The following is a 24,687-nucleotide window of genomic DNA, read 5'->3' on the forward strand; positions in this document are numbered from 1 at the left end:
GGGCAGCCCGGCGACCGGGCGCGCTCAGCGCATCTGGGCCACCCAGGCGACCGCCTCCCGTGCCTGCTGGCGCCGCCGCTCGTAGGTCGCGCCGACCACGAGCAGCACCAGGCCGACGGTGGCGAGAGTGACCCAGCGGGGCACCAGCGGCGCGTAGGGCCCCAGCCGGCCGAGCACCACCCAGACCAGCGCGCCGGCACCCAGCAGGAACGGCGCCTGCCGGTGCAGCAGCGCACCACCGACGGTGGCGGCGCCGGCCGCGGCGACCACCAGCACCAGCCGCAGCGCGGTCGGTTCGGCGACGGTGGCCACGGCCGAGGGCACCAGGGCCACCGCGAGCGCCGCACCCTCGGCCGCCCACGACCGGGCGCCCGAGCGCAGACGGGGGAGCGCCACCAGGAGCAGCCCGGCGGCCGCGGGCAGCGTGTAGGCCTCCAGCGTCGGGATGCCGGCGCCGGCGGCCGCCACCTCCGCGGCCAGCACGAGCGCGGCCACGGAGACCACGACGGCGGCCCGACGCGCGGCCGCCAGCCCGTAGGCACCGGCGGCGGCCCCGGCGACCGCCAGGGTGACGGCGACCGTGCCCCAGTGCCCGACCGTCGCGGGCACCAGCGGCCCGGCGATCCCGGCGGCGGCCGCGGCGCCGACGGCGGCGACCTCCTCGGCGCGGCCGGTCCGCAGCGTGGCGACGGCGCAGCCCGCGGCGGCCACCAGGGCCAGCAGCAGCCCGGCGACGTCCGCCGGCAGGTGCCCGCCGCCGGCGCCCAGCAGCACCGCCAGCGCGGGGGCGACCAGCGCCGCGGCCACCGCCGGCGACCGCACCGCCGGGGCGAGCACCGCGGCCAGGGCGGCCGGGACGGCGAGCGCGAGCGCGACCAGCGCGAGGGCGCCCAGCCGCAGGTCGGCGAGGAGGACCAGCGCCCCGCCGCCGGTCAGCACCGCGCCGGCGGCCAGCGCGGCGGCCGGCGGCACCGCCCACGAGCGCAGCAGCACCGCGGCGGTCAACAGCGCGACGCCGAGGGCCGCGGCGGCGGTCGGCCCGTCGGCACCGGTCTGCTGCAGGGAGCCCAGCAGCGCTGCCGCGGCGACGCCGGCGGCCGAGGCGGCGACCGGGCGAGGAGCGGAGGCCGGGAGCAGCCGCGGCCGGGCGGCCAGCAGCGTGCCCACCGCGGCGAGCAGCGCGGTCGCCGTCCAGCTGCCGGCCGGGCCGTCGAGCCAGGCCACGGCCAGGCCGCCGACCGTGCCGGCCAGCCCCCAGAGGGCGGCCAGGACGGCCGCCGCCGGCCGCAGCACCGGGCGCAGCCACGGGCCGGCCAGGAAGCCGGCGAGGGCCAGGCCGAGGCACACCGCGACCCCGGCGGCCCCGGCCGCCGCCGGCCCCGGCAGGAGGAGCAGCGGCACCGGAGGCCCGGCCACCAGCGCGACGAGCGGCCAGGCGACGGTGCTGCGGGTCAGCAGCCCGAGGAGCAGGGCGACGGCGGCCACGACGGCGCAGGAGACCGCCGACCACAGCCGGAGGGGCACGGCGTCGACGCCGAACAGGCCCAGTGCGTGCGCCGCCGCGAGGTCGACGGCCAGCAGCGCCGCGCCCGCCGCGGCGAGCGTCTCCTCGGTGGCGCGCAGGCCGCGGCGCGCGGTCAGCGCGGAGGCGGCGCACAGCGCCGCGGTCACGGTGAGCATCACGGCGGCCTGGAAGCCGACGCCCAGGCGCGTCCAGGCCACCGCCACGAACGCGATCGCGCCGGCGACCAGCAGCAGCGCGCCCAGGCCGAGGAGCACCTGCTGGGGGCTGATCCGCCGGGGCGGCGGCGGAGCGGGCGCCTGCACGGCCGGGGGCAGCCACGGCGCCGGACCGGGAACGGGTGCCGGTGGGACGGGTGCCGGTGGGACGTAGGGCGGGGGCACGGGGGCCGGTGCCATCGGGACCGGCGCGGGGCCGGGGGCGGCGGTGCGCAGGGTGGCCAGCAGCCGGTCGCGGTCGCGGGTGAGCTCGTCGATGGTCGCGCCGATGCGGGCCACCACGAGCGCGGCCTCCCCGACCGCGGGCAGGCCACAGTTCGCGCACGGCGCCGGGCCCGGGCCGGCGGCCGGCCATCCGCAGACCGGGCAGGGCAGCCCGGGGATCGACGTCATGCCCGGCATGGTGGCCGGGATCGGTGCGCTGCGGAACCGTCTGGCCCGGCGCTGGGGACGGAGCACCCGATGGGGGACGCAGGTCACCGGGAAGTCGGTCGAGGCGAGGCCGGTGGAGCGCCTACCCTGGGATCAGTGATCACGACGACCGGTCTGGAGCTGCGCGCCGGCGCCCGCATCCTCATCAGCGACGCCGACCTGCGGGTGCAGCCGGGCGACCGCATCGGGCTGGTCGGGCGCAACGGCGCCGGCAAGACCACCACCCTCACCACGCTGGCCGGCGAGCGGGTCCCGCACGCCGGCAAGGTCGAGGTGACCGGCGAGCTGGGCTACCTCCCGCAGGACCCCCGCAGCGGCGACCTCGACATCACCGCCAGCGACCGGGTGCTCTCCGGCCGCGGCCTCGACGTGCTCCGCGCGAAGCTGGTCAAGGCGCAGATCGCCATGGCCGAGCCCGCCGACGCCGCCGAGCAGGAGCGCGCGGTGCGCCGGTACGGGCAGCTGGAGGACCAGTTCGCCGCCCTCGGCGGGTACGCCGCGGAGAGCGACGCGGCGCGGATCTGCACCAACCTCGGCCTGCCCGACCGGGTGCTCGCCCAGCCGCTGCGCACGCTGTCCGGCGGCCAGCGCCGTCGCGTCGAGCTGGCCCGCATCCTGTTCTCCGACGCCGACACGCTGCTGCTCGACGAGCCGACCAACCACCTCGACGCCGACTCCATCACCTGGCTCAAGGGCTTCCTGGCCAGCCACCGGGCCGGCCTGGTGGTCATCAGCCACGACGTCGAGCTGCTGGAGGCCGTCGTCAACAAGGTGTGGCACCTGGATGCCAACCGGGCCACGATCGACATCTACAACCTCGGCTGGAAGCGCTACCTGGACGCCCGGGAGACCGACGAGCGCCGCCGCAAGGCCGAGCGGGCCAACGCCGAGAAGAAGATCGACGCGCTGACCGCCCAGGCCGACAAGATGCGGGCCAAGGCCACCAAGGCCAAGGCGGCGCAGAGCATGGACAAGCGCGCCGCGCGGCTGGCCGCCGGGCTGGCCGAGGTGCGGGTCAACGACAAGGTCGCCAAGCTGCGCTTCCCGACGCCGGCGCCGTGCGGCCGGACGCCGCTCACCGCCGAGCGGCTGAGCAAGAGCTACGGGTCGCTGGAGATCTTCACCGGCGTCGACCTGGCCATCGACCGCGGCACCCGGGTCGTCGTCCTCGGCTTCAACGGCGCCGGGAAGACGACGCTGCTGCGGATGCTCGCCGGCACCGAGACCCCCGACACCGGTGAGGTCAAGGCCGGGCACGGGCTGCGGGTCGGCTACTACGCCCAGGAGCACGAGACCCTCGACATGGACCGCTCGCTGCTGGAGAACATGCGGTCGGCGGCCCCGGACAGCACCGACACCGAGCTGCGCAAGATCCTCGGCGCGTTCCTCTTCTCGGGCGACGCGGTCGACCAGCGCACCGGCACGCTCTCCGGTGGTGAGCGCACCCGGCTGGCGATGGCCACGCTGGTCGTCTCGGGCGCCAACGTGCTGCTGCTCGACGAGCCGACCAACAACCTCGACCCCGCCAGCCGCGAGCAGGTGCTCGAGGCGCTGCGCACCTACGCCGGCGCGATCGTGCTGGTCACGCACGACGAGGGCGCGGTGCGGGCGCTGGACCCCGACAAGGTGATCATCCTGCCGGACGGGACCGAGGACACCTGGAGCGAGGACCTCGCCGACCTGGTGTCGCTGGCCTGACCACCCGTTCTCCCTGGCCGGACGCGATCCGATCTCGCGTGGCCGACCTGCGGGACCTGGGTGATCATGGGTCCGCGGACGGCCGGGGTCAGCGGGATCCCGGCGGCCACGGGACGAGCAGGCGGGACGGGGAGCCGGGCCGGCTGCTGACGGAGGGGAGTCATGGCCGACTCGAGCACGGCGGACCTCGGCAAGGGCAAGCGCATCACGGGTGGCGACCGGACGTCGCTCGCCGACGAGCTGCGCAAGCGGTACGACGGCGGCGAGAGCATCCGGTCGCTGGCGACCTCCACCAACCGCTCGTACGGCTTCGTGCACCGTCTCCTGTCGGAGTCCGGTGCCACGCTGCGCAGCCGTGGCGGGGCGAACCGGAACTCGAAGAAGGCGTGACCGGCGCGGTCGATCCCGACGGCCGGGTGCGCACGGCGCGCGACGGCGCCGTCCTGACCGTCACCCTCGACCGGCCCGAGCAGCTCAACGCGCAGACGCCGGCCACCTGGTCGGCGCTGGCGGCCATCGGCGCCTCGCTGGACGACGACGTGCGCGTCGTCGTCCTCCGCGGCGAGGGCCGCAGCTTCTCCGCGGGGCTGGACCGCAGCATGTTCAGCGCCGACCCGTCGACCACCGGCGGGCTCGGCGAGCTGGGCCGGCTCCCGGCCGAGCAGACCGAGGAGCGCATCCGGGGCTACCAGGAGGGCTTCCGCTGGCTGCGCCGTCCCGGGATCGTCTCGGTGGCGGCGGTCCAGGGCCACGCCATCGGCGCCGGTGCCCAGCTGGCGCTCGCCTGCGACCTGCGGGTGCTCACCGAGGACGCCAGCCTGCGGCTGCCCGAGGTGACGCTCGGCCTGGTGCCCGACCTGACCGGCACGAGCACGCTGGCCGAGCTGGTCGGCTACGCGCGGGCGATGGAGCTGTGCCTGACCGGCCGGCCGGTCCTGGCGGCCGAGGCGCTGGCCTGGGGGCTGGCCAACGCCGTCGTCCCGGCCGACCAGCTCGACGCCGCGGTGGCCCGGCTGGTCGCCGCGCTGACCGCCCCGCCGGTCGCGGCCAGCCGGGAGACCGCGGCCCTGGTGCGCTCCGCCGTCCGCAACGACCCGGCGGCGCAGGACGCCGCCGAGCGCGCCGCCCAGGCCCGGCGGCTGGCCGAGCTGGCGGGCGGCTGACCGGCCGGGGCGGAACAGCGGCGTCCCGGGCGGCGTTGCCCGGGCGACGAAGGGAGGTCGTGCCATGAACGACTCCATGACCTCCATGGCGGCCATGCGCTCGTTCCGCCGTGATCCGTCGGTCACCGCGCGCGAGCTGCCCAAGGGCACGGTGCGCCGGATCCTCGGCATCGCCCGCCCCTATCGCCGGGAGCTCACGTTCTTCCTGCTGCTGGTGGTCGGCTCCTCGGTGATCGGGGTGCTCACCCCGCTGCTGGCCGGCGACATCATCAACCGGATCGCCGGCCTGGAGGGCACCGCCTCCGGCATCGTGCGGATCGCGCTGCTGATCGCCGGGCTGGCGGTGGTCGACGCCGGCATCTCGCTGGCCACCCGGTGGTACTCGGCGCGGATCGGCGAGGGCGTCATCTACGACCTGCGCAGCCGGGTGTTCGAGCACGTGCAGCGGATGCCGGTGGCGTTCTTCACCCGCACCCAGACCGGCGCGCTGGTCAGCCGGCTGAACAACGACGTCATCGGCGCGCAGCAGGCCTTCACGTCGACGCTGTCCGGCGTCGTCTCCAACGTCATCGGCCTGGTGCTCACCGCCGGCGTGATGCTCACGCTGTCGTGGCAGATCACCCTGCTGTCGCTGGTCATGGTGCCGCTGTTCGTGCTGCCGGCCCGCCGGATCGGCAAGCGGCTGCAGGAGATCACGCGCGAGGCCTACGGGCTCAACGCGTCGATGAACGCCTCGATGACCGAGCGGTTCAACGTGGCCGGCGCGCTGCTGGTCAAGCTGTTCGGCCGGCCCCGCGAGGAGGCCGACGCCTTCCGCGGCCGGGCCGCGCGGGTCCGCGACATCGGCGTCCTCTCGGCGATGTACGGCCGCACGTTCTTCACCGCGCTGACCCTGGTCGCGGCGCTGGCCACCGCGCTGGTCTACGGCCTCGGCGGCGCCCTGGCGTTCTCCGGCTCGCTGAGCCCCGGTGACGTCGTGGCGCTGGCGCTGCTGCTGTCCCGGCTCTACGGCCCGCTCACCGCGCTGTCCAACGTCCGCGTCGACGTCATGAGCGCGATGGTCAGCTTCGACCGGGTCTTCGAGGTGCTCGACCTGCCCCCGATGATCCGCGAGGCCCCGGGGGCCCGGCCGGTGCCGGCCGACGACCGGTCGATCGAGTTCGACGGCGTGTCCTTCAGCTACCCGTCGGCCGCCGACGTCTCCATCCCGTCGCTGGAGGAGGTGTCGCTGCCCGAGCACGGCGGGCCGACGGCGGTGCTGCACGACGTGTCGTTCCGCGTCGAGCCCGGGCAGCTGGTGGCGCTGGTCGGGCACTCCGGTGCCGGCAAGTCGACGATCGCCAACCTGGTGCCCCGGCTCTACGACGTGACCGAGGGCGCCATCCGGGTCGGGGGCGTGGACGTCCGCGAGGCCACCCTGGACTCGCTGCGCGACACGATCGGCGTGGTCAGCCAGGACGCCCACCTGTTCCACGACACGATCCGCGCCAACCTGCTCTACGCCCGGCCGGACGCCACCGACGAGCAGCTGTGGGCGGCGCTGACCGGTGCCCGCATCGCGGCGCTCGTCGGCGCCCTGCCCGACGGCCTGGACACCGTCGTGGGCGACCGCGGCTACCGGCTCTCCGGCGGGGAGAAGCAGCGGCTGGCGATCGCCCGCGTGCTGCTCAAGGCGCCCGGCATCGTGATCCTCGACGAGGCCACCGCGCACCTGGACAGCGAGTCCGAGGTCGCCGTCCAGCACGCGCTGGACACCGCGCTGGCCGGCCGCACCTCGCTGGTGATCGCGCACCGGCTGTCCACGATCCGCAGCGCCGACCAGATCCTCGTCGTCGACGACGGTCGCATCGTGGAGTCGGGCACTCACGAGGAGTTGCTGGCGCTCGGGCAGCGGTACGCCGACCTCTACCGGACGCAGTTCGCCGACGGCGAGCGTCGAACGGTCGACGTCGCCTGAGCACTACCGTCACTCCTGTCCCAGCACGCTCAGGAGGGGTACCAGCGTGACAGCAGCTCATCCGCAGGACGCGCAGATCCGCGCCCTGTACGCCGCGTTCCTCGACGGCTGGAACCGGCGCAGCGGCGCGGCCGTGGCATCCGGTTTCGCCGACGACGGGGACATCGTCGGCTACGACGGCACGCACACCAGCGGTCGCCTGTCGATCGCCTCGGAGCTGCGCCGCGTCTTCAGCAGCCACCCGACCGCGACCTACGTCGGGCTGGTCCGCACCGTCCGGCCGATCGCGCCGGGCGTGGCGGTCCTGTCCGCGCACGCCGGCGTGATCCCGCCGGGGGAGGAGGACCTCGACCCGGTGCTGCACTGCCAGCAGACGCTCGTGGCGGTCGACGAGGGCGGGCGGTGGAAGATCTCGCTGTTCCAGATCACCCCGCTGGCCTTCTCCGGCCGGCCGGCCGCCCGCGAGGCGCTCACCGGGGAGCTGCGCGAGCTGCTCGCCGTCCGGTGAGCCCGCCGGTCCTCGTCTCCGCCGCCGACCTGCTCGCCGGGCCGCCGGCGGCGCTGCTGGACGTCCGCTGGGCGCTGGGCGACGACCGCGGCCGCGAGCGCTACCGGGAGGGGCACCTGCCGGGCGCGGTCTTCGTCGACCTCGATCGCGAGCTCGCCGACCCGCCGTCGGCGGCCGGCCGGCACCCGCTGCCGTCGCTCGACCGGCTGCAGGCGGCCGCCCGGCGGTGGGGGCTGCGGTCCGGGGAGCCGGTGGTGGTCTACGACGACAGCGGCGGCCTCGCGGCCGCGCGCGCGTGGTGGCTGCTGCGGTGGGGCGGGGTCACCGGCGTCCGGCTGCTGGACGGCGGGCTGGCCGCCTGGCGCCGCGCCGGCGGGCCGCTGGAGGCCGGCGAGGTCGTGCCACAGCCGGGCGACGTGGCGCTGACCGGCGGCGGCATGCCGGTGCTCGGCATCGACGAGGCGGCCGCGCTGCCCGGGCGCGGCGTGCTGCTCGACGCCCGCGCCGCCGAGCGGTACCGCGGGGAGGTCGAGCCGGTCGACCCGCGGGCCGGCCACGTGCCCGGCGCGGTCAGCGCGCCGACCGCCGGCAACCTCACCGGCGACGGCACGTTCCGGCCCGCCGGCGAGCTCCGGGCGCGGTTCGCCGCGCTGGGTGCCGTGCCCGGCGCTTCGGTCGGGGTCTACTGCGGCTCGGGCGTCACCGCGGCGCACGAGGTGGCCGCGCTGGCCGTCGCCGGCGTCGAGGCGGCGCTGTGGCCGGGCTCGTGGTCGGAGTGGGCGGCCACCGACCGGCCGGCGGCCACCGGCGTCAGCGGCTGAAGTGGGTGGCCGGCCTGGGCAGCGCGCGGCCGTCCACCACGACGTCCAGCTCCTCGCCGAGGAACGCGACCAGCCCGGCGATCGGCAGCACCGCCGCCGCCGGGAAGTCGTAGCTCCAGGCGATGTCGGCGGGGCCGCCGCGCACCGACCAGTAGCCGGTGGTGCGCCCCTTGTACGGGCAGGCGGTGCGGGTGTCGCTGGGCTGCAGGTGCTCGAACCGGACGTCGGTGCGGGGCAGGTAGTAGCGGGTGGGCAGGCCGGTCTCGAACAGCAGCACCGGGGACGCCGACTCGGCGAGGACGACGCCGTCGTGCTCGATCCGCACCGTGCGCTGGGAGCGCAGGGCGTCGACCCGCGAGTACGGGTTGCGCGGGTGCACGAAGACCTCCTCGTCCTCCTCGAACCAGGCGTCGAGCGCCGTCCACTCGAGGCGCAGGTGACCGGCGACCGCGCCCTCGGTGTGCAGCCAGCCCGCGGCGCTGCGGACGGCGTCGCCGGTGCGCAGGCCCTGGCGGCGGGCCGGGCCCAGCGGGCGGTCCTCCTCGACGCCCTCGTCGACCAGCAGCGCGGTGTCGAGGTCCTCCAGGGGCACGAAGAACTGCGGGTAGTACGGCCACTCCCAGCCGTACCGGGCCCGCGTGGTGTCGAGGACGACGCGGTCGCTGATCAGCGCCCGCACCCGCCGGGGGACGGGCTCGACGTGGCCGACGGGGACGATCGCCTGCGGATAGCCGGACATGGCCGCATCCTGCCGCCGGGCGCGGACCGGCGGCAGGGTCAGCCGAGCGCGGCGTCGTAGCGGTCGAGCAGCACCGCGGCCACGCGGTCGTCGGGCAGCAGGGCAGCGGTGACCAGGTCCGCGCCCGCGCCGGCCAGCTTGCCGGCGAAGTGCCCCGGGGCCAGCAGGTAGGCGGCGACCACGACCCGCCCGGCGCCGGCCCGGCGAGCGGCGGCGACCGCCTCGGGCACCGGCGGCTGCGCGGCCGAGCCGTAGCCCGTGGTCACCAGGCCGGCGCAGCGCTGCTGCAGCAGGGCGGCGGTGTGCTCCACGTCGGCGACCGACCGGGGGTCGCTGGAGCCGGCGGCGGCCAGCACGACGGCGGTGCCGGGATCGGCGGTGTCGGCACCGGCCTCGGACAGCCGGTCGGCGAGCACCTCGGCCAGCCGCTCGTCGGGGCCCAGCGGGCGGGCGGCCACCGCGCGGTCGTGCGCGGCGACGGCCCGGGCGATGTCCACGTGCACGTGGTAGCCGCCGGACAGCAGCAGCGGGACGACGACCGCCGGCCGCCCCCCGGCGGCCAGCTCCGCGACGACGTCGGCCACCGTGGGCGGCTGCACGTCGACGAAGGCGGCGGCGGTGGTCAGCTCCGGCCGCAGCCGGCGCGCGGTCAGCGCGAGCTCGGCGACCAGCCGGCGGCCGGTGGGGTTGCGGGTGCCGTGCGCGCAGGCGACCAGGACGGGATCGTTCACAGCCCGTGCAGCAGGCCGCCGTCGACCGGCAGCATCACGCCGGTGAGGTAGGACGCGGCGGGGGAGAGGCAGAAGGCGGCGACCCGGCCGAACTCCTCGGGCTCGCCGTAGCGACGCAGCGGGATCGCCTGCTCGGCCGCGCGGCGGGCGGCCTCGGGGTCGTCGCTGCGGGCGTCGATGGAGACGATGCGGTCGGTGGCGATCCGGCCGGGCAGCAGCCCGAACACCCGGATGCCGCGCGGGCCGAGCTCGGTGGCCAGCGACTTGGCGGTCATGGCCAGCCCCGGCCGCAGCCCGTTGGAGATGGCGAGGTGGGCGATCGGCTCGCGCACCGAGGTGGAGAGCACCAGGCCGATGGCCGAGCCCTCGCCCAGCACCGGCACCAGCGCGCGGACCAGCCGCAGGGTGCCCAGCAGGACGGAGTCGAACGCCGCCCGCCAGTCCTCCTCGGCACTCTCGAGCACGGTGCCGGGGGCCGGCCCGCCCACCGACACCAGCGCGCCGTCGAGCCGGCCGAGCCGGTTCCCGGCGGCCTCGACCAGCGTGGCCGCCGCGGCGGGGTCGCCGAGGTCGGCCGGCAGGCCGTACGCCGCCGGCTCCCCACCCAGGGAGCCGGCGGCGGCGGCGACGTCCTCGGGGGAGCGGGCGCTGACCAGCACCCGCGCCCCGTCGTCGACCAGGGCCCGGGCGGCCGCGTAGCCCAGCCCCCGGCTCGCGCCGGTGAGCAGGTAGCCGCGACCGCCCAGGCCGAGGTCCATCAGGCGTTGCGCAGCGAGCGCAGCACGTACTGCATGATCCCGCCGTTGCGGTAGTAGTTCGCCTCGCCGGGGGTGTCGATGCGGACCCGGGCGTCGAACTCCGTCGTCCGACCGTCCGATGCCTGGGCCTTCACCGTGACGGTCCGCGGGGTCTCGCCGTCGTTGAGCGCGGTGATCCCCGTGATCGAGAACTCCTCGTCGCCGGTCAGGCCGAGCGACTCCCGGTCCTGGCCCTCGGGGAACTGCAGCGGCAGCACGCCCATGCCGATCAGGTTCGACCGGTGGATCCGCTCGTAGCTCTCGGCGATGACGGCCTTGACACCCAGCAGCGCGGTGCCCTTGGCCGCCCAGTCGCGCGACGAGCCCGAGCCGTACTCCTTGCCGGCCAGCACGACCAGCGGGATGCCGGCCTCGGCGTAGGCCACCGAGGCGTCGTAGATCGTCGTCGTCTCGCCGGTCAGGTGGTTCTTGGTGACGCCACCCTCGGTGCCGGGCACGAGCTGGTTGCGCAGCCGGATGTTGGCGAAGGTGCCGCGGATCATGACCTCGTGGTTCCCGCGGCGCGAGCCGTAGGAGTTGAAGTCACGCCGCTCGACGCCGTGCTCGGACAGGTACTTCCCGGCCGGGCTGTCGGCCTTGATCGAGCCGGCCGGCGAGATGTGGTCGGTGGTCACCGAGTCGCCGAGCACCGCGAGGGTGCGGGCGCCGGTGATGTCCTGGACCGGGGCCGGCTCGGCCGGCATGCCCTCGAAGTACGGGGGCTTGCGGACGTAGGTGCTCTCGGCGTCCCACGAGAAGGTGTCGCCGGTCGGCGTGGGCAGGTTCTGCCACTGCTCGGTGCCGGCGAAGACGTCCTCGTAGCTGCGGCCGAACTGCTCGGCGGAGACGGCCTGGTCGATCGTCCGCTGCACCTCCTGCGGGGAGGGCCAGATGTCGCGCAGGTAGACGTCCTGCCCGTCGGTGCCCTTGCCCAGCGGCTCGGTGGTGATGTCGATGTCCATCGACCCGGCCAGCGCGTAGGCGATGACCAGCGGCGGGGACGCCAGGTAGTTCATCTTGACGTCGGGGTTGATCCGGCCCTCGAAGTTCCGGTTCCCCGAGAGCACCGAGACGACGGCGAGGTCGGCCTCGTTGACCGCGGCCGACACCGGCTCCGGCAGCGGGCCGGAGTTGCCGATGCAGGTGGTGCAGCCGTAGCCGACCAGGTAGAAGCCGAGCTTCTCCAGGTACGGGGTCAGGCCCGACTTCTCGTAGTAGTCGGTGACGACCTTCGAGCCGGGCGCCAGCGTCGTCTTCACCCAGGGCTTGGTCGACAGCCCGGCCTCGACGGCCTTCTTGGCCAGCAGCGCGGCGCCGATCATCACCTGCGGGTTGGAGGTGTTGGTGCAGGAGGTGATGGCGGCGATGACGACGTGGCCGTTGTCCACGAACGTCTCCGTGCCGTCCTCCATGATCACCTTGGTCGGCTGCGAGGGACGGTCCGGCACCCGGTCGGGGACGACGGTGTGCGGCTTGCCGTCCTCGCCGTCGGGCTGGCCGTTGCCCGGCGCCGCGGCGGCCGGGTCGGAGGCCGGGAAGGACTCGCTGGAGGCCTCGTCGACCGAGGAGGTCACGCCGAAGGGCTGCTGGTTCTGCGGGACACCCGGCTTGCGGTCGTCACCGCCGACGACGTCGTGCTTGGCGTACTCCGGCAGCGCGGCGCGGAAGGCGGCCTTGGCGTCGGACAGCGAGACGCGGTCCTGCGGCCGCTTCGGCCCGGCGATCGAGGGGACGACGGTCGCGAGGTCGAGCTCCAGGTACTCGGAGAACGCCGGCTCGCGGGACGGGTCGTGCCAGAGGCCCTGCTCCTTGGCGTAGGCCTCGACCAGCGCGACCTGCTCGGCGCTGCGGCCGGTCAGCCTGAGGTAGGTGATCGTCTCCTCGTCGATGGGGAACATCGCCGCGGTGGAGCCGAACTCCGGGCTCATGTTGCCGATCGTGGCGCGGTTGGCCAGCGGCACCGCCGTGACGCCCTCGCCGTAGAACTCGACGAACTTCCCGACCACCCCGTGCCGGCGCAGCATCTCGGTGATGGTGAGCACCAGGTCGGTGGCGGTGGAGCCCTCGGGGAGCTCGCCGGTCAGCTTGAAGCCGACGACGCGGGGGATGAGCATCGAGACCGGCTGGCCCAGCATCGCGGCCTCGGCCTCGATGCCGCCGACGCCCCAGCCCAGCACGCCCAGGCCGTTGACCATCGTGGTGTGGCTGTCGGTGCCGACGCAGGTGTCGGGGTAGGCGACCACGCGGTCGCCCTCCTGCCGCGGGAAGACCACGCGGGCCAGGTGCTCGATGTTGACCTGGTGGACGATGCCCATGCCCGGGGGGACGACCTTGAAGTCGTCGAACGCGCCCTGGCCCCAGCGGAGGAACTGGTAGCGCTCGCCGTTGCGCTGGTACTCGATCTCGACGTTGCGCTCGAAGGAGTCCGGCGTCCCGAAGACGTCGGCGATGACGGAGTGGTCGATGACCAGCTCGGCCGGGGCCAGCGGGTTGATCCGGTTCGGGTCGCCGCCGAGGTCGGCCATGGCCTCGCGCATGGTGGCCAGGTCGACGATGCACGGGACACCGGTGAAGTCCTGCATGACCACGCGGGCCGGGGTGAACTGGATCTCCTGGTCCGGCTCGGCCGACGGGTCCCAGTTGGCCAGCGCGCGGATGTGGTCGGCGGTGATGTCCGCGCCGTCCTCGGTGCGCAGCAGGTTCTCGAGGAGGACCTTCAGGCTGAAGGGCAGCTTCTCGGAGCCCTCCACCGCGTCGAGCCGGTAGATGTCGTAGTCGGTGCCGTCGACGCTCAGCGTCGCCCGTGCCCCGAAGCTGTCCTTGCTGGCTGCCACTCTTCTGCGCCTACCCCTCGCTGGTTGCGTCGCGGCGTGTGCGTCGCGCTCGTTGCCACCCCCGATCATCCCAGCCCCGTCGGGGGTGCGCGCAGGTGAGGCGACCCTTCCCTCACCCGTGAGGTCGGCCACGCCCGCCGGCGCGTCGTCCGCAGCTGCCCTGCACACGATCAGGGGCCCTGGTCGTGTGGGGTCCTCCCCGACGGTGGGACGCCGGGGAGGACGCCGGCGGATCAGGGACCCTGATCGTGTGCGAGGCGGGCAGCCCCGCCGCGGACGGCGACCTACCGTGGGCCCGTGACCGGCGACGTCCCCGACCCGCTGCCCGACTGGCTGACCGCCGCCCGGCGGATCACCGTGCTCACCGGGGCGGGCATCTCCACCGACAGCGGCATCCCCGACTACCGCGGGCCCAACGGCGTGTGGACGCGGGACCCCGACGCCGAGAAGCTCGTGACGCTGTCCTACTACCTCACCGATCCCGAGATCCGGCGCAAGGCCTGGCGCATGCGGGGCGACCTGCAGGTCGGCGACGTGCACCCGAATGCCGGGCACCGGGCGCTGGTGGACCTCGAGCGGCAGGGCCGGCTGCGCGCGCTGCTCACCCAGAACATCGACGGGCTGCACCAGGCCGCCGGGTCGTCGCCGGACCGCGTGGTCGAGCTGCACGGCACCGTGCACGAGGTCGAGTGCCTCGGCTGCGGGGACCGCACCTCCATGGACAGCGCCCTGGCCCGGGTCGACGCCGGCGACACCGATCCGCACTGCCTGCTCTGCGGCGCGGTGCTCAAGTCGGCGACGATCAGCTTCGGCCAGGCGCTGGACGCCGCCGTGGTGGAGGCCGCCGTCGCCGCGGCGTCGGACTGCGACGTCTTCCTCGCCGTCGGCACCTCGCTGACCGTGCACCCCGCCGCCGGGCTGACCGACGTCGCCGCGCAGGCCGGCGCCCGCGTCGTCGTGGTCAACGCCGAGCCCACGCCCTACGACGACCTGGCCGACCTCGTGGTCCGCGAGCGGATCGGCACCGCCCTGCCCCGGCTGGTCGCCGGCGGCTGAGAACGGCCTGCCCGGGGCGGTCGCGGCCGATAGCGTGGCGGCCATCACGTCGACAGTGCCGTCGACGCCGCGACCAGCGGCGACGGCGGCCCAGCAGCACGGGAGCCGGCCATGCGCGTGCCCTTGACCACCCGCGACTTCCTCGACCGCGCCGAGCTGGTCTACGGCGACCGCGTCGGGATCGTCGACGAGCCCAGCCAGCCCGCGCCCTCCCTCGGTGAGCTCACCTACCGGGAGGTCGCCCGCCGCGGCCGCGCGCTGCAGGCCGGCCTCGACGCGCTCGGCGTGGGGGAGGGCGAGCGGATCGCGATCGTCAGCCACAACGCCGCGCGGCTGCTGGAGGTGCTGCTCGCCGTCCCGTCGTCCGGGCGGGTGGCGGTGCCGGTCAACTTCCGGCTCAGCCCCGACGAGGTGAGCTACATCGTCGGCCACAGCGGAGCGCGCGTGCTGCTCGTCGACCCGGAGCTGGAGACCTCGCTCAAGGGCGTGCAGGCCGAGCACCGGTTCGGCACCGGCGAGGAGTACGAGCAGCTGCTGCGCCCCGATGCCGAGCCGCGCCCGTGGGCGGAGCCCGACGAGGACGCCACCGCCACGATCAACTACACCAGCGGCACGACGGCGCGGCCCAAAGGCGTGCAGATGACCCACCGCAACCTGTGGGTCAACGCGGTCACCTTCGGCATGCACATGCAGGTCAGCGACCGCGACGTCTACCTGCACACGCTGCCGATGTTCCACTGCAACGGCTGGGGGATGCCCTACGCCACCGCCGGCCTGGGCGCGCGGCAGGTGGTGCTGCGCAAGGTCGACGGCGCGGAGATCCTGCGCCGGGTCGAGCGGCACGGCGTCACGCTCATGTGCGGCGCGCCCGCCGTGTGGAACGCCGTTCTCGACGCCGCCGCCGAGTGGGACGGCGAGATCCCCGGCCGCGACCGGGTGCGGCTGGTCGTGGCCGGTGCCCCGCCGCCGTCGCGCACGATCGCGCGCATCGAGGCCGAGCTCGGCTGGGAGTTCAACCAGATCTACGGCCTGACCGAGACCGCGCCGCTGCTCACCATCAACCGCGGCCGCGAGGAGTACGACGCCCTGGAGCCGGAGGAGCGGGCGCGCCGGCTGTCGCGGGCCGGCGTCCCGGGGCTGGGCACGCGGCTGTCGGTGAGCGAGTCCGGCGAGGTGCTCGCGCAGGGCAACACGGTGCTGGCCGGGTACTGGGACAACCCCGACGCCTCCGCCGAGGCGCTCGAGGGCGGCTGGTTCCACACCGGGGACGGCGGCTCGATCGACGAGGGCGGCTACCTCACGATCTCCGACCGCAAGAAGGACGTGATCATCTCCGGCGGCGAGAACGTCTCCTCGATCGAGGTGGAGGACGTGCTGTTCAGCCACCCCGCCGTCGCCGAGGTCGCGGTCATCGGCGTGCCCGACGACAAGTGGGGCGAGATGGTCACCGCGCTCGTGGTGCTGGCCGAGGGGGAGACGGTCACCGAGGCCGACCTCATCGCGCACGCCCGCTCCCAGCTCGCCGGCTACAAGTGCCCCAAGCGGGTGGAGTTCCGCGACGAGCTCGCCCGCACGGCCACCGGCAAGATCCAGAAGTTCAAGCTGCGCGAGAGCTTCTGGACCGACGCGGAGCGCCAGGTGCACTAGCCGTTCGCCCGGTGGGGGCGTCTCCCCCCATGGGGGGAGACGCGGTCAACCACCGGCGGAGGAGTGCCGTTCCGACCTGCAGTGAGGGTGCCCGCCGGGGCGCCCGGACGCAGGAGGTCGACACGTGGACGGCGCGACGCGCGGGCTTCGGGAACGACGACGGCACGGCCGGGGACGGCGGTGGCTGGTCCGCGGCGCGGGCACCGGGATCGTGGCGCTGGTCGCGCTCGGGCTGACGCCGGGCACGGCCGCGGCCGCACCGAGCAACGCGGAGGTGGCCGCGGCCCAGGCCCAGCGCGACGCCGCCGCCGCGCAGGCCGGGCAGGTCGCCGCGCAGCTGGCGCAGGCCCAGGCCGCCGCGGACGCCGCGCACCAGGCCGCGCAGATCGCGCTGCAGGACTACGAGGAGACCCAGGCCGCCTACGAGGCCGCCCAGGCGCAGGCCGCCGCGGCCGAGGCCGCCGCCGCGCAGGCCGCCGCCCAGGTCGACCAGGGCCGGGCCGAGGTCGCCGCCTTCGCCCGGCGCAGCTACATGCAGGGCAGCACCGCGCCCGGCATGGCCGCGCTCATGAGCTCCGGTGGTCCCGCCGAGCTGCTCGAGCGGGCCACGCTGCTCGAGGCCGCCGGCACCCACCGGGTGGACGTCGTCGCCGAGCTGACCGTGCTCGAGGAGCAGGCGACCGCCGCCGAGGTGCAGGCCACCCAGGCCGCCACCCAGGCCGGCGAGCTGCAGACCCAGGCCGCCGAGGCCCTGGCCGGCGCCCAGGCCCAGGAGGTCGCCTCCCGCGAGCAGGCCGCCGCGCTGGTCGAGCAGCAGGCCGTGGTCGAGGAGCAGCTGGCGCAGGCCGAGGCCACCGTCACCGACCTGGAGGACGCCCAGTCCGCCGCCGCGGCGCAGCAGGCGGCCGCCGCGGCCGCTCCCGCGCCGGCCCCGGCCCGCCCGCAGAGCGCGGGGTCGAGCACCTCGGGCTCGTCCGGCTCCGGGTCGGCCACCACCGGCTCGTCGTCCGGCAGCAGCAACGCCGGGGGTAGCAACTCCGGGGGCTCGGGCAGCTCCGGCACGCCGACCCCGCCGCCCACCACGGCCGGCGCGCCGTCGGGCTCGGCGGTGCAGACGGCGATCGACGCCGCGCTCTCCCAGCGCGGCCTGCCCTACAGCTGGGGCGGCGGCGGCAGCCGCGGGCCGAGCTACGGCATCCCGCCGGACACCGGCATCTACGGCTTCGACTGCTCCGGGCTGACCGAGTACGCCTACGCCCAGGCGGGCATCGCGATCGGCGGCACCAGCCGCGACCAGTACTACCGGTTCCGCGCCAAGACGGTGTCCTCCGGCGACCTGCAGCCCGGCGACCTGGTCTTCTGGGCCTCGGGCAGCTCCTACACCTCGATCTACCACGTCGCGCTGTACATCGGCGGCGGCAAGGTGGTGCAGGCGCCGCAGAGCAACGACGTCGTCAAGGTGTCGAACATGTGGTTCGGCAACGACTACTTCGGCGCGGTGCGCCCCACGGCGTGAGAAAGGCCCCGTCCCCCCACCCTTTCGCAGACTCAGGGGCGGGACCCGGGACGGGGCCGGAGATGGGGCGTCGGGCAGCCACGGGGGGAGCTGCCCGACGCACCGGGAAGGCTAGCAGGACTCCCTGCCGCGGGGCAGGGGGACGCGCCCGCCTGTGAGCCTCCCGCGCGCCGCTCCCGCAGCGCGACCGGGCGTCGCCAGAAAGGTGTAGGACACTGGCTGGCGAGACGGGTACGACGCCCGTCCCCGGCCCGTGGGGGCCGGACCGGAAGGACCAGGGAGCCCCGTGAGCAGCGCTGCCAGCACCCCGCTCGAGAAGACCGCCGGCGCGACCGCCGCCGGCAACGGTCAGCCGGTGCCCCCGTCGACCGACGCCGCGCTGATCGAGCGGGCGCTGTTCGAGATCAAGCGGGTCATCGTCGGCCAGGACCGGCTCGTGGAGCGGATGCTGGTCTCCCTCCTGGCCCGCGGCCACGTGCTGCTGGAGGGCGTGCCCGGCGTCGCCAAGACCCTCGCGGTCGAGACGCTGGCGACCGTGGTCGGCGGCACCTTCGCCCGCCTGCAGTTCACCCCCGACCTGGTGCCGGCCGACATCATCGGCACGCGCATCTACAAGGCCGGCCAGGACACCTTCGACACCGAGCTGGGCCCGGTCTTCGCCAACTTCGTGCTCACCGACGAGATCAACCGCGCGCCGGCCAAGGTGCAGTCGGCGCTGCTGGAGGTCATGGCCGAGCGGCAGGTCTCCCTGGGCGGGGTCACCCACCCCCTGCCCGATCCCTTCCTGGTGCTGGCCACCCAGAACCCGATCGAGTCCGAGGGCGTCTACCCGCTGCCCGAGGCCCAGCGCGACCGCTTCCTCATGAAGGTGCTCGTCGACTACCCGAGCCCGGAGGAGGAGCGCGAGATCATCTACCGGATGGGCTCGACGCCGCCGGTCGCCGAGACCGTGCTCGGCCCCGAGGACCTCCGCCGCATGCAGCGCACCGCCTCGCAGGTGTTCGTGCACCACGCCCTCGTCGACTACGTCGTCCGGCTGGTGGTGGCCACCCGCTCGCCGCGCGAGCACGGCATGGACGACGTCGCCTCGTGGGTGTCCTACGGCGCCAGCCCCCGCGCCTCCCTCGGCCTGATCGCCGCCAGCCGCGCGCTGGCCCTCGTGCGCGGCCGCGACTACGTGCTGCCGCAGGACGTCCTCGACATCACCGCCGACGTGCTCCGCCACCGGCTGGTGCTCTCCTACGACGCGCTGGCCGACGGCGTGCCGGCCGACCACGTGGTCAAGCGCATCCTGCAGACGGTGCCGCTGCCGCAGGTCACCCCGCGCCAGCGGGCCGGCGGCTTCGGGCCCGGCGTGCCCGGCGGCCCGACCGTCCCCGGCTTCGGCGGCGCGCCCGGCCCGCAGTTCGCTCCGCCGGCTCCGCAGTTCGGCCCGCCCGGCCAGGGCCCGCAGGCTCCCCAGGCCCCCCAGGGTCCGCAGGGCCCGGGGTTCCCGGCGCCCGGCCCGCAGGGGCAGGGCGGCCCGGCCGCGCAGGCACAGGGGCAGGGCGGCCCGGGCGCGCAGGGCCCGGGTGGTAACGGCTACGCCCGCGGGCCGCAGCAGGCGTGAGACTCCGGCGCAGCAGCAAGGCCTCCGCGCCGCCCGCCGAGGACGCCGCGGAGCAGGACGCGCTGCCGGAGCCTGGGACGGCGGAGTCCGCGCCGCGCGAGCAGGCGGAGGCCGAGGTCCCGGCGCCCGCGGTCGAGGGCTGGACGCCTACGCGCGACCCGGAGGACGGCGTGCCGCCGAACTTCGCCGAGGGGCCGGCCGACGTGCTGCTCCAGCGGCTGGAGCTCACCATCCGCCGCCGGCTCGACGGGCTGCTGCAGGGCGACCACCTGGGCCTGGTGCCCGGCTCGGGCAGCGAGGCCGGTGACTCCCGCACCTACTACCCGGGCGACGACGTCCGGCGGATGGACTGGCCGGTCACCGCGCGCACCCAGGTGCCGCACGTCCGGGAGACCATCGCCGACCGGGAGCTGGAGACCTGGGCGGTGGTCGACCTGTCGGCCAGCCTGGACTTCGGCACCGCCAACTGCCAGAAGCGCGACCTCGCGATCGCCGGCCTGGCCGCGGTCAGCCACCTGACCGTGCGCGGCGGCAACCGGCTGGGCGCCGTCGTCACCACGGGGGAGCGGGTCGACCGCTATCCGGCCGCGGCCGGCCGGCTGGCCGCCGACCGGCTGCTGCGCGGCGTCGTCGCCACGCCGCGCGCCGCCGGCGGGCGGCGGGGCGACCTCGCCGCGGCGCTGGAGACCCTGCGCCGGCCGCCGCGGCGGCGCGGCCTGGTCGTGGTCGTGTCGGACTTCCTGGGCGACAGCGACTGGGAGCGTCCGCTGCGCGGGCTGTCGGTGCGCCACGACCTGCTGGCCATCGAGGTGGTCGACCCGCGCGAGCTGGAGCTGCCCGACGTCGGGTTGCTCACCGTGGTCGACCCGGAGACCGGGCAGACCCTGGAGGTGCCCACGAACGACGCGGAGTTCCGCGCCCGGTTCGCCGCCGGGGCGGCCGCCCAGCGGGCCGAGATCGCCCGCGCCCTGCGCCGCATCGGCGCGGGCCACCTGCAGCTGCGCACCGACCGGGACTGGCTCATGGACGTCGTTCGATTCGTGGCGGAGCGCCGCCGCGCCGGCAGCGGAGGAGCCTCCCGATGACCTTCCAGGCACCGATCTGGCTGCTCGGCCTGCTCGTCGTCGCCGCGCTCGTGGCGCTGTACGCGCTGCTGCAGCTGCGCCGGAAGAAGTACGCCGCCCGGTTCACCAACGTCGCGCTGCTGGGCTCGCTGGTGCCCAAGCGGCCCGGCTGGCGCCGGCACGTGGCCTTCGGCCTCGTCGCGCTGGCCCTCGCCGTGCTCGTCGTGTCGCTGGCCATGCCCAGCACCGAGGTGCGGGTGCCCCGCGAGCGGGCGACGGTGATCATGGCCGTCGACGTCTCGCTGTCGATGCAGGCCACCGACATCGAGCCCAACCGGTTCGAGGCCATGCAGACCGCGGCGAAGGAGTTCGTCGACGTCCTGCCCGAGCGGATCAACCTCGGGCTGGTGTCCTTCGCCGGCACCGCGACCACGCTGGTCACCCCGACCACCGACCGCGGCCAGGTGCGCAGCGCCATCGACAACCTCGACCTCGCCGAGTCCACCGCGATCGGCGAGGCGGTGTTCACCTCGCTGCAGGCCATCGAGAACTTCCAGTCGGCGCTGGGGGAGGCCGACGAGGACCTCCCCCCGGCGCGGATCGTGCTGCTGTCCGACGGCTACAACACCGTCGGCCGCGACGACACCCAGGCCATCGACGCCGCGGTCGACGCCGGCGTGCCGGTGTCGACGATCGCCTTCGGCACCGACTACGGCACCCTCGACCTCGACGGCGAGACGGTGCCCGTGCCGGTCGACCGCGCCACGCTGGAGGAGATCGCCGACGAGACCGGCGGCAGCTACAGCGAGGCGGCCAGCGCCGCGGAGCTCGAGCAGGTCTACGCCGACCTCGGCAGCCAGATCGGCTACACGACCGAACCGAAGGACGTCAGTTCCTGGTTCGTCCGCGGGGGCGTGCTGCTGGCGTTGCTCGGCGCGGTGCTCAGCCTGGTCTGGACCAACCGCCTGCTCTGAGTGGAGTGGGAGGGACGCGTTTTCCGCGCCCTCCCACTCCACCCGGAAATCAGACGGTGAAGCCGCGCTGGCGCCGCAGCAGCTTCTTGATCATGAAGATCGTCTGCAGCACGGTGACCAGGTAGAGCACCGGCCAGCCGATCGACAGGATCGCCGACTGGACGCCGACGCTCTGCTGGCTCCAGGCGAAGATCAGCACCACGAACGTCGCGGCCGCGCAGACCGCCGGCATGACGTAGGCCGAGCCGCGACCCTTCTCCGCCGCCGCCTGGGCCGCCCAGTTGTCCTTCTCCGACCGTGACAGGAACTGCACCCACGCGGAGACGAAGTGCCCCATGCGGATCCACATGTAGAACTCGGCCGGCACGAACAGCACCGCATAGAGCAGGTCCGTGGCGCTCTTGTCGTGCATCGACAGCGCGATCCGCAGGTTCAGCAGCGTGGCCACGGCCGGCGGGATCAGCCAGACCGGGTTGAACACGAACGCGTCGATCGACAGCGCCGCCGCGAGCAGCAGCAGGAACGACATGCGCGTGCCGATGTTGAACAGCATCGAGATGTTCTCGTACCAGCGCAGCCGCAGGTTGGGGTGCATCGGCTGACCCTTGGTGTCCCCGCGCTGGCCGGGCCACAGCAGGTCGATGCCGCCGAAGTTCCACTTCACCTGCTGGCCGTGCAGGGCCCGCAGTGTCGTCATCGGGCCCACGAAGGCGCGCGCCCGGGCGCTGATCTTGGTGTTGAAGCCGGCGTCCTTGATCTGCAGGGAGAGCTTGGAGTCCTCCACCTCGGAGTCGCGCACCCACGGGGCGGTCTGGCGGTAGCGGTACATGACCGCCTCCAGCGCCCGCACGCTGAACAGGCTGCACTGGCCGCCGAGCACGGCCATGTTCCGCCCGCGGACCAGGTTGTCCATGTTGAAGCCGGCGAACTGGGCCCGCTGACCGGCGACCAGGTACTTCGCCATGGCGCCCTTCACCTTGGACTTGTCGAAGGTGTAGATCGCCGACAGACCGCCGATGCGCGGGTCGGTGACCATCTCCTTCTCCAGCCACTCGACGCAGCGGCGGTCGAGGGTGGTGTCGCCGTCGACACCGAGGATGTAGTCGTATCCGCGGCTGACGTAGTAGCCGAAGTTGAGGGCGCCGACCTTCTTGTCGGGGTTCTCGCCGATGTCGTGGACGTGGACGACGGTGTGGTACGCCTCGCCCTTCACGACCCGGAAGTGCTCGCCGGCGAACTGCGCGGCGATCTCCGGGGTGTCGTCGTCGGTGTTGTTGATGATGACGTGGATGGCGTCCGGCGGCCGGGTCTGCGCGAGCAGCGAGGTGAGGACGTCGGCGATCGTCGACTCCTCGTTGTAGGCCGGGATGATGCAGCTGATCGTGGCCGTGCGGCGCTGCTCCTCGGCGGCCGCGCCGCCGCCGAACTCGGCCGGCACCAGCGAGGTGATGTCGGGGACGTTCTGCTCGCCGCGGGCGAGCAGGTGCACGCGGTCGGTGGCCCGCCGCATGCCGTGGACGACGAGCTCGGTCACTGGGAGTCCTCCTGGAGAAGCGGCAGCTCGAGGGTGTCGAGCACCGTCTGGCGGTAGTAGCGCTGGGAGCCGGCCTCGGTCTCCACCAGCAGGTCGAACTGGACGTAGAGGGTCACCGCGTCGGCGGTGGCCGCGGAGTCGGGCACGGTGAAGGCGGTCGAGTAGCTGAAGGGCGGCATGAGCGCGAACTCGCCGCGGTCCTCGACCGCGACGGTGCGGGCGGTGCCGTCGTCGGCGGTGACGACGAAGCGGGTGACGAGGACCTCGATGTCCTCGTCCTCGTCGCCCTCGCGACCCTCGACGTGCGCGGAGAGCTGGACGGTCTTGTCGTCGGCCGCGGTCCAGGTCGTGGCCTGCCCCGTCGTCCAGTAGTCGATGACCACGTCCTGGGCGCCGGCGGCCAGCACGCGCGTGGTGGAGCCGGTGTCGAGGTCGCCGACGGGGCGCGCCGGCGCGGCGGCCTCGCTGACGGTGGCCGGCTCGGTCTGCGACGCGGCCTCGTCGGTGGCGGCCTCGTCGGTGGCGGTCCCGTCCGTGGCGGTGGCGTCGGTGGCCGCGGACGTCTCGGCGGTGGCGCCGACGTCCGGACTCATGCTGACGTCGGGCCACGTGCATCCCGTGGCGCCGGCCAGGACGGCGATGGACAACCCGAACGCCGCGGCGCCGGATCGGAACGTGCGTCTGTTCACGAACTCCCCCTGTTCGATCGGATGACCGCGAACAGGAGGGCAGATGGTGATCGCTGTCCCCCCGGCTGCGACCGTCACCGACCGTAGGGATCGGAACGGGCAGCGACGACGGAACGTCACGGTCGGGTGAACAGGACCACCCGGACCGGTGAGGCGGGGGCCACTCGCGCACCGCGCAGCGTGACCCCCGCCGCGGGGATCAGCTGCTGGGGTCGAGCACGAGCTTGCCGGTGGTGCGCCGGGCGAGGAGGTCCTCGTGGGCGCGGCGGACGTCGGTGAGCGGGTACCGGCCGCCGCCGACCGGCCTAAGCGCACCCTGCGCGACCAGCGGCAGGAGCTCGGTCATGGCGTCGTCCATCATCGACGGGCGGCCCATGCAGTGGGCCAGCCAGAAGCCGATGACCGCGCGGCTCTTCTGCATGAGGGAGGCGGCGGCGATCGGGCGGGGCTGGGTGCGGCCGGCCTGGCCGTAGGCGACCAGCCGGCCGAAGGGGGCCAGCGCCGACAGCGAGCCGTCGAACACCGCGCCGCCGGTCATCTCCAGCACGACGTCGACCGGCCGGCCGCCGTTGGCCTCGCGCAGCGCGCCGGCGAAGGCGCGCGGGTCCTGCTCGGCGAGCGCGGGGTCGACGGTGGCATCGGCACCGAGCTCCTCGGCCAGCGCCCGCTTCTCCGGGCTGGACGCGGTGGCGATCACCCGGCCGGCGCCCCAGCGCCGGGCCAGCTGGACGGCGAGCGAGCCGACGCCGCCGGCGCCGGCGATGACGACGACGGTCTCCCCGGCGGCCAGGTGCGCGCTGGTGCGCAGCAGGTGCCAGGCGGTCGACCCCTGGAGGACGACGGCCAGCGCCTGCTCGTCGGTGACGCCGTCGGGCACCTCCCAGGTCAGCCGCGGGTGCGCGGCGACCCGCTCGGCGTAGCCGCCGCCCTCGAGCAGCCCGACCACCCGGGGCCCGCCGCCGGACAGGCGGCCGACGAACTCGGCCCCCGGGATCAGCGGCAGCTGCTGGGGAGCGAGGTAGGAGTCCTCGGTCTGGTGGGTGTCGGCGTAGTTGATGCCGGCGGTGGCGACGTCGAACAGCTGCTGCCCGTCGGCCGGCACCGGGTCGGGGAGGTCGACGACGTCGAGGACCTCGGGGCCGCCGAAGCGGGTGATCTGCACAGCTCGCATGGGGCAA

General features: G+C 74.8%; 20 protein-coding genes. 12 read left to right on the forward strand and 8 right to left on the reverse strand.

Translation table 11 applies throughout. From position 1 onward, the window contains the following. Nucleotides 1–24: 24 nt before the first annotated feature. Nucleotides 25–2,133: an SCO7613 C-terminal domain-containing membrane protein gene (locus tag ACI79R_RS20820; protein ID WP_456575581.1), complete on the reverse strand. Its 2,109-nt coding sequence runs from the start codon at nt 2,131–2,133 to the stop codon at nt 25–27. A 135-nt stretch (nt 2,134–2,268) separates the two neighbouring features. On the opposite strand from ACI79R_RS20820, the gene ACI79R_RS20825 reads away from it, so the two are divergent. From ACI79R_RS20825 to ACI79R_RS20850, 6 genes are all read left to right on the forward strand, one after another. Continuing rightward, entirely contained in the window at nt 2,269–3,870 is a 1,602-nt protein-coding gene (locus tag ACI79R_RS20825; RefSeq protein WP_456575582.1) for an ABC-F family ATP-binding cassette domain-containing protein, read from the forward strand. Nucleotides 3,871–4,032: 162 nt separating this feature from the next. After that, complete coding sequence (locus tag ACI79R_RS20830) at nt 4,033–4,260, forward strand: helix-turn-helix domain-containing protein (protein WP_456575583.1); 228 nt, start codon at nt 4,033–4,035, stop codon at nt 4,258–4,260. Further along, entirely contained in the window at nt 4,257–5,033 is a 777-nt protein-coding gene (locus tag ACI79R_RS20835; protein ID WP_456575584.1) for an enoyl-CoA hydratase/isomerase family protein, read from the forward strand. Before ACI79R_RS20830 ends, ACI79R_RS20835 begins: the two co-directional genes overlap by 4 nt. A gap of 64 nt (nt 5,034–5,097) precedes the next feature. Next, the gene (locus tag ACI79R_RS20840) at nt 5,098–6,990 is read left to right on the forward strand and encodes an ABC transporter ATP-binding protein (RefSeq protein ID WP_456575585.1); all 1,893 of its coding nucleotides are present in this window, start codon (nt 5,098–5,100) and stop codon (nt 6,988–6,990) included. A gap of 46 nt (nt 6,991–7,036) precedes the next feature. Continuing rightward, on the forward strand, nt 7,037–7,498 hold the full coding sequence (locus tag ACI79R_RS20845; protein ID WP_456575586.1) for an SgcJ/EcaC family oxidoreductase: 462 nt from the start codon (nt 7,037–7,039) through the stop codon (nt 7,496–7,498). Continuing rightward, nucleotides 7,495–8,319, forward strand: coding sequence for a sulfurtransferase (locus tag ACI79R_RS20850; protein ID WP_456575587.1), 825 nt, complete (start codon nt 7,495–7,497; stop codon nt 8,317–8,319). Before ACI79R_RS20845 ends, ACI79R_RS20850 begins: the two co-directional genes overlap by 4 nt. On the opposite strand, the gene ACI79R_RS20855 is transcribed toward ACI79R_RS20850, so the two are convergent. The 4 genes from ACI79R_RS20855 to ACI79R_RS20870 are packed head-to-tail and all read right to left on the reverse strand — an operon-like array spanning nt 8,309 to nt 13,420. Beyond that, nucleotides 8,309–9,058 carry a DUF427 domain-containing protein gene (locus ACI79R_RS20855; protein ID WP_456575588.1) on the reverse strand — a complete coding sequence of 250 codons (750 nt, stop codon included), beginning with the start codon at nt 9,056–9,058 and terminating at the stop codon, nt 8,309–8,311. The two genes, ACI79R_RS20850 and ACI79R_RS20855, sit on opposite strands and share 11 nt — an antisense overlap. A 38-nt stretch (nt 9,059–9,096) precedes the next feature. Further along, nucleotides 9,097–9,789 carry a sirohydrochlorin chelatase gene (locus tag ACI79R_RS20860; RefSeq protein WP_456575589.1) on the reverse strand — a complete coding sequence of 231 codons (693 nt, stop codon included), beginning with the start codon at nt 9,787–9,789 and terminating at the stop codon, nt 9,097–9,099. Further along, entirely contained in the window at nt 9,786–10,547 is a 762-nt protein-coding gene (locus ACI79R_RS20865) for an SDR family oxidoreductase (protein ID WP_456575590.1), read from the reverse strand. The genes ACI79R_RS20860 and ACI79R_RS20865 overlap by 4 nt, the downstream gene beginning before the upstream one ends. Further along, nucleotides 10,547–13,420 carry an aconitate hydratase gene (locus ACI79R_RS20870; RefSeq protein WP_456575591.1) on the reverse strand — a complete coding sequence of 958 codons (2,874 nt, stop codon included), beginning with the start codon at nt 13,418–13,420 and terminating at the stop codon, nt 10,547–10,549. The genes ACI79R_RS20865 and ACI79R_RS20870 overlap by 1 nt, the downstream gene beginning before the upstream one ends. Nucleotides 13,421–13,717: 297 nt before the next feature. Between ACI79R_RS20870 and ACI79R_RS20875 the strand changes: the two genes are divergently transcribed. From ACI79R_RS20875 to ACI79R_RS20900, 6 genes are all read left to right on the forward strand, one after another. Next, nucleotides 13,718–14,476, forward strand: a complete 759-nt coding sequence (locus ACI79R_RS20875) for an SIR2 family NAD-dependent protein deacylase (protein ID WP_456575592.1) — start codon at nt 13,718–13,720, stop codon at nt 14,474–14,476. A gap of 111 nt (nt 14,477–14,587) precedes the next feature. Beyond that, entirely contained in the window at nt 14,588–16,123 is a 1,536-nt protein-coding gene (locus ACI79R_RS20880) for an AMP-binding protein (RefSeq protein WP_456575593.1), read from the forward strand. A gap of 124 nt (nt 16,124–16,247) precedes the next feature. Then, nucleotides 16,248–17,639, forward strand: coding sequence for an NlpC/P60 family protein (locus tag ACI79R_RS20885; RefSeq protein WP_456575594.1), 1,392 nt, complete (start codon nt 16,248–16,250; stop codon nt 17,637–17,639). A gap of 286 nt (nt 17,640–17,925) precedes the next feature. Beyond that, complete coding sequence (locus ACI79R_RS20890) at nt 17,926–19,248, forward strand: AAA family ATPase (protein ID WP_456575595.1); 1,323 nt, start codon at nt 17,926–17,928, stop codon at nt 19,246–19,248. Further along, entirely contained in the window at nt 19,245–20,333 is a 1,089-nt protein-coding gene (locus tag ACI79R_RS20895; protein WP_456575596.1) for a DUF58 domain-containing protein, read from the forward strand. The genes ACI79R_RS20890 and ACI79R_RS20895 overlap by 4 nt, the downstream gene beginning before the upstream one ends. Continuing rightward, nucleotides 20,330–21,286: a VWA domain-containing protein gene (locus ACI79R_RS20900; RefSeq protein ID WP_456575597.1), complete on the forward strand. Its 957-nt coding sequence runs from the start codon at nt 20,330–20,332 to the stop codon at nt 21,284–21,286. The genes ACI79R_RS20895 and ACI79R_RS20900 overlap by 4 nt, the downstream gene beginning before the upstream one ends. Nucleotides 21,287–21,335: 49 nt before the next feature. On the opposite strand, the gene ACI79R_RS20905 is transcribed toward ACI79R_RS20900, so the two are convergent. The 3 genes from ACI79R_RS20905 to ACI79R_RS20915 all read right to left on the reverse strand — a co-directional run bounded on the left by ACI79R_RS20905 (nt 21,336) and on the right by ACI79R_RS20915 (nt 24,680). Continuing rightward, nucleotides 21,336–22,820 (reverse strand): glycosyltransferase family 2 protein, encoded by a 1,485-nt coding sequence (locus tag ACI79R_RS20905; RefSeq protein WP_456575598.1) that lies wholly within the window; start codon nt 22,818–22,820, stop codon nt 21,336–21,338. Then, nucleotides 22,817–23,509: a hypothetical protein gene (locus ACI79R_RS20910; protein ID WP_456575599.1), complete on the reverse strand. Its 693-nt coding sequence runs from the start codon at nt 23,507–23,509 to the stop codon at nt 22,817–22,819. Before ACI79R_RS20910 ends, ACI79R_RS20905 begins: the two co-directional genes overlap by 4 nt. A 199-nt stretch (nt 23,510–23,708) precedes the next feature. Next, entirely contained in the window at nt 23,709–24,680 is a 972-nt protein-coding gene (locus ACI79R_RS20915; RefSeq protein WP_456575600.1) for a quinone oxidoreductase family protein, read from the reverse strand. Nucleotides 24,681–24,687 lie beyond the last annotated feature (7 nt).

The organism is Blastococcus sp. SYSU D00820 (assembly GCF_054050695.1).

What these genes read in the sequence shown, in the direction of transcription:
- ACI79R_RS20820 (WP_456575581.1), bottom strand. Translation starts at nt 2,133, where the DNA reads ATGACGTCGATCCCCGGGCTGCCCTGCCCGGTCTGCGGATGGCCGGCC.
- ACI79R_RS20830 (WP_456575583.1), top strand. Translation starts at nt 4,033, where the DNA reads ATGGCCGACTCGAGCACGGCGGACCTCGGCAAGGGCAAGCGCATCACG.
- ACI79R_RS20840 (WP_456575585.1), top strand. Translation starts at nt 5,098, where the DNA reads ATGAACGACTCCATGACCTCCATGGCGGCCATGCGCTCGTTCCGCCGT.
- ACI79R_RS20855 (WP_456575588.1), bottom strand. Translation starts at nt 9,058, where the DNA reads ATGTCCGGCTATCCGCAGGCGATCGTCCCCGTCGGCCACGTCGAGCCC.
- ACI79R_RS20865 (WP_456575590.1), bottom strand. Translation starts at nt 10,547, where the DNA reads ATGGACCTCGGCCTGGGCGGTCGCGGCTACCTGCTCACCGGCGCGAGC.
- ACI79R_RS20880 (WP_456575593.1), top strand. Translation starts at nt 14,588, where the DNA reads ATGCGCGTGCCCTTGACCACCCGCGACTTCCTCGACCGCGCCGAGCTG.
- ACI79R_RS20900 (WP_456575597.1), top strand. Translation starts at nt 20,330, where the DNA reads ATGACCTTCCAGGCACCGATCTGGCTGCTCGGCCTGCTCGTCGTCGCC.
- ACI79R_RS20915 (WP_456575600.1), bottom strand. Translation starts at nt 24,680, where the DNA reads ATGCGAGCTGTGCAGATCACCCGCTTCGGCGGCCCCGAGGTCCTCGAC.